4 protein-coding genes and 1 pseudogene are annotated in these 4,068 nt (G+C 69.8%); 4 read left to right on the forward strand and 1 reads right to left on the reverse strand.

Annotated elements, in window-relative coordinates:
- The 3 genes and pseudogenes from BDIM_RS14525 to BDIM_RS14535 form a co-directional block, all read left to right on the forward strand.
- Nucleotides 1-245 (forward strand): annotated as a pseudogene (locus BDIM_RS14525) (GcrA family cell cycle regulator); the annotation flags it as partial.
- A 324-nt stretch (nt 246-569) separates the two neighbouring features.
- Nucleotides 570-1,019 (forward strand): redox-sensitive transcriptional activator SoxR, encoded by a 450-nt coding sequence (gene soxR, locus BDIM_RS14530; protein ID WP_003166347.1) that lies wholly within the window; start codon nt 570-572, stop codon nt 1,017-1,019.
- Nucleotides 1,020-1,104: 85 nt separating this feature from the next.
- Nucleotides 1,105-2,544: an MFS transporter gene (locus BDIM_RS14535; RefSeq protein ID WP_081461919.1), complete on the forward strand. Its 1,440-nt coding sequence runs from the start codon at nt 1,105-1,107 to the stop codon at nt 2,542-2,544.
- Here the strand turns inward: BDIM_RS14535 and apaG are convergent.
- The gene (gene apaG / locus BDIM_RS14540) at nt 2,524-2,931 is read right to left on the reverse strand and encodes a Co2+/Mg2+ efflux protein ApaG (protein WP_003166348.1); all 408 of its coding nucleotides are present in this window, start codon (nt 2,929-2,931) and stop codon (nt 2,524-2,526) included. The genes BDIM_RS14535 and apaG overlap by 21 nt on opposite strands.
- A gap of 93 nt (nt 2,932-3,024) precedes the next feature.
- Between apaG and BDIM_RS14545 the strand changes: the two genes are divergently transcribed.
- On the forward strand, nt 3,025-4,062 hold the full coding sequence (locus tag BDIM_RS14545; protein ID WP_003166349.1) for a 2'-deoxycytidine 5'-triphosphate deaminase: 1,038 nt from the start codon (nt 3,025-3,027) through the stop codon (nt 4,060-4,062).
- The last annotated feature ends 6 nt before the right edge of the window (nt 4,063-4,068 follow it).

The following is a 4,068-nucleotide window of genomic DNA, read 5'->3' on the forward strand; positions in this document are numbered from 1 at the left end:
GCTTCGGTCCCGGCCCCGCGCCGGAACTGGCCGGCACCGCCACCGTGCTGACGCTGGGCGCCCACATGTGCAAATGGCCGATCGGCGACCCCTCGACCAGCGACTTCAGCTTCTGCGGCCGTCGCGCGTCGGAAGGCGTCTACTGCGTCGAGCACGCCCGCGTCGCCTACCAGCCCCAGGTCCGCAAGAGCGCCGGCAAGGACGCCTCGTCCGACCTGGCCCGCAGCCTGCGCCGGTACATTTAAGCCCGCTATCGCTCGCCGCGCGGCGGCTCCCTGCTTGAGCAGCGGAGCCGCCGCGTCGTCGAGTTTCGGCCCTACGGCCGACACGAACGCCTCCTAAAGGGGCCGCCGTCCGCCCCGTCGACTTCCGACGGGCTCCGGGGCGGGACTGCGGTTCATCCGGGTTGACGCAGTCCCATCCCCTCGCCTCCAGCGAGGGGTTTTTTGTTTGGCCTTACGCCGCCCTACCGCGCCTCGCGCTGCTTGAGGGCTGGATTGACCGCACAGCCGACCGGTTGCGCGCCGCCGTCGCCCCCGCCATACCTCAGCCATGCTCGAGGTTTGCTCATGTCCGCGCTGAAATCGGCCCTGTCGGTCGGCGAAACGGCGCGACGCAGCGGCGTGGCCGTCTCCACCATCCACTTCTACGACGCCGAAGGCCTGATCGCGGGCTGGCGCACCGAGGGGAACCAGCGCCGCTATCCCCGCGCCGTCCTGCGCCGCATCGCCATCATCCGCATCGCCCAGCGTGCGGGCATTCCCCTGGCGACGGTGCGCGAAGCCCTGGCCGACCTGCCGCATGAGCACGCGCCCAGCGCCGCCGACTGGCGTCGTTTCTCCGAGACCTGGCGCGCCATGCTGCAGGATCGGATCACCGCCCTGACTCAGCTGCGGGACCAGATCACCAGCTGCATCGGCTGCGGCTGCCTGTCGCTGGACGAATGCCCGCTGCGCAACCCCGACGACGTGTTGAGCCTGGAGGGGCCGGGCCCGCGACATCTGATCCCGCCGGTCTGACCGAAGCGCGCTTGACCTCAAGTCTACTTGAGGTTCTACAGGCTCATCGGCTTGCGGCAGCCCCGCCGCCTCCTTGAGAGCCGATATGACCGACATACCCAACGACGCCCCGCCGGGGTGGAGCGCCCTTCTGACCGGGCGCAACGGCGTCTACGCCCTGGCCCTGGCGGGCGGCGTCATCCTGCATTCCGTCAACCTCTATATCGCCACCACCGTCATGCCCTCGGCGGTGCAGGACATCGGCGGGCTAGACTTCTACGCCTGGACCACGACCCTGTTCGTGCTGGCCTCCATTCTGGCGGCGGCCCTGACCGCCCCCTTCCTGCGCGCCACGGGTCCGCGCGCAGCCTATGCGGCGGCGGCCCTGGTCTTCGCGGGCGGCTCGCTGATCTGCGCCCTGGCGCCTTCCATGCCGGTGATGCTGGGCGGGCGCTTCATCCAGGGATTCGGCGGCGGCCTGCTCTACGCCCTGGCCTACGCCGTGACGCGCATCGTCTTTCCCGAGGCCCTGTGGGGCCGGATCATCGGCGTCATCTCGGCCATGTTCGGGGTCGCCACCCTGATCGGCCCGGCGGTCGGCGGCCTGTTCGCCGAGATGGGCGCCTGGCGGTTGGCCTTCGGCTCTCTGGTCCCGGTGGCAGGCCTGTTCATCCTGCTGGCTCTGAGCGCCCTGCCCGGCCGCGACAGCGCGCGAGACGGCGGCGGCCGCCTGCCCCTGCCCCAGCTGGTTCTGCTGTCCGGCGCCGTGCTCAGCGTCTCGGCCGGCAGCCTGTCGTCGGCGCTGGCGTGGAATCTGACCGGGTTGGGCGCTGCTGTCATCCTTGTCGCCCTGATCGCCGTGGTCGACGGACGCTCCGAGACGCGCCTGCTCCCGCGCCGGTCGTTCAGCCTGAAGACGCCGCTGGGCGCGCTCTATCTGACCATCGCCCTGCTGATGGCGGGGATGCAGGCCGAGATCTTCGTGCCCTATCTGCTGCAGACCCTGCATGACCAGTCGCCGCTTCGGGCGGGATATCTGGCCGCCCTGATGGCCTTCGGCTGGACCTTCGCCACCCTGGTCAGCAGCCGCTGGCAGGCAGGATCAGGGACGCGCCTGCTATTCGCCGGTCCCCTGCTGATGCTGGGCGGGCTGATCCTGATGTCGGTCTTCCTGCCGATCGAGACGGCCGGAGGCGCAGGCGTGCTGGCGGGCGTGTGCCTAGGCCTGTTCCTGGTCGGTTTCGGCATCGGCCTGGTCTGGCCGGCCCTGGTGACGCGGGTTTTCCAGAACGCCCCCGACGGCGAGCGCGACCTGACCAGCGGCGCCATGACCACGGTCCAGCTGTTCGCCATCGCCATGGGCGCAGCGGGCGCAGGCATGATCGCCAACGTCGCCGGGATTTCGGCGCCTGGCGGGGTTCAGGGCGCAGCCTCGGCGGCCTTCTGGCTGGCCGCCCTGTTCACCGCGGCCCCCATTCTGGCGCTGTTGCTGACGCCGCAGCTGTTGCGGCTGACGGCGGCGCGGCTAGTTCAGAACGCGCCGTGAGTCTGGCACGTCCAGGCTGAAGGCCGGGATGGCGGCCTCGAACATCCGGCCTTCGGCGTCCTGCATGAAATAGGCGCCGACCATGGAGCCGGACGGCGTCGTCAACGGACAGCCCGAGGCGTAGGCGTAGCTGTCGCCCGGCTCGATCACCGGCTGTTCGCCGACCACGCCGGGGCCGCGCACCTCCTCGACCCGGCCCAGGGCGTCGGTGATGGTCCAGCGCCGGGCCACCAGCTGCACCGGGCCGCCGCTCAGATTGACGATCTCGACCTGATAGGCCCAGACCCAGCGGCTCTCGGCCGGGTCCGACTGGCCCGCCAGATAGGAGGGGCGGACGCGAACGACGACGCCTTCGGTCTCGGCGGTATAGGCAGGAGCGGAGTGCATGCGCTATATGCGTCCCGCCGTACGCGGGGTTCAAGCGTCTGTCGTCGCCGACAAGCTACACAGACGAGAAAATCCGTGTGAGAACAGGACGGCATGACCCGCTTTTCCATTCCCGACCAGCCCGGCATCCTTCCCTTCCAGGGCATTGAGACCCTGATCGCGATCGGCGCCATCGCCTCCGACACCCCGTTCGACGTCGATCAGGTCCAGCCGGCCAGCCTGGACCTGCGCCTGTCCGACCGGGCCTGGCGCGTGCGCGCCTCCTTCCTGCCCGGCCAGCGCCGCGTCGAGGAACGCATCGCCGACGTCGCCATGCACGCCATCGACCTGCCCGACAGCGGCTATGTGATGGAGAAGGGCTGCGTCTACATCGCCCGCCTGCAGGAGCGCCTCAGCCTGCCCAAGGGGCTGAACGCTCGCGCCAATCCAAAGAGCTCGACCGGCCGCGTCGACGTCTTCGTGCGCCTGCTGACCGATCAGGGCGGCAGCTTCGACGACGTGGACGAGGGCTATGACGGCCCCCTCTATCTCGAGATCGCGCCCCAGACCTTCTCCATCCTGGTCAAGCCGGGCACCCGCCTGAACCAGCTGCGCCTCAAGGCGGGCGAACCGCCCAAGCTGGAGACCCGCAGCGTCGGCGTCGACCTGCGCGCGGGCGACAACGGCGTCGTCGGCTATCGCGGCCGCCGTCACGCGGGCGTCGTCAACATGGACCACATCGACGGCCACGACCCGCGCGACTTCTGGGAGCCGCTGACCCTGCGCCGGGGCGAACTGCTGCTGGACCCGGGCGAGTTCTACATCCTGGCCTCGTCGGACGATGTGGAGATCCCGGTCGATCAGGCCGCCGAGATGACCCCGATCGACCCCTCGGTCGGCGAGTTCCGCGTCCACTACGCCGGCTTCTTCGACCCCGGCTTCGGCACGGACGAGGCCCACGGCGCCGGCTCCAAGGGCGTGCTGGAAGTCCGCACCCACGACACCCCTTTCCTGCTGGAGCACGGCCAGATCGTCGCCCGACTGGTCTATGAGCCGCTGACGGAACGGCCCTCGCGCCTCTATGGCGAAGGCGGCAGCCACTACCAGAGCCAGGGTCTCAAGCTGTCGAAACACTTCCGCCCCTGGGGCTGACGTAAA

Origin of the sequence: Brevundimonas diminuta ATCC 11568 (assembly GCF_000204035.1) — a bacterium.
Taxonomy (GTDB): domain Bacteria; phylum Pseudomonadota; class Alphaproteobacteria; order Caulobacterales; family Caulobacteraceae; genus Brevundimonas; species Brevundimonas diminuta.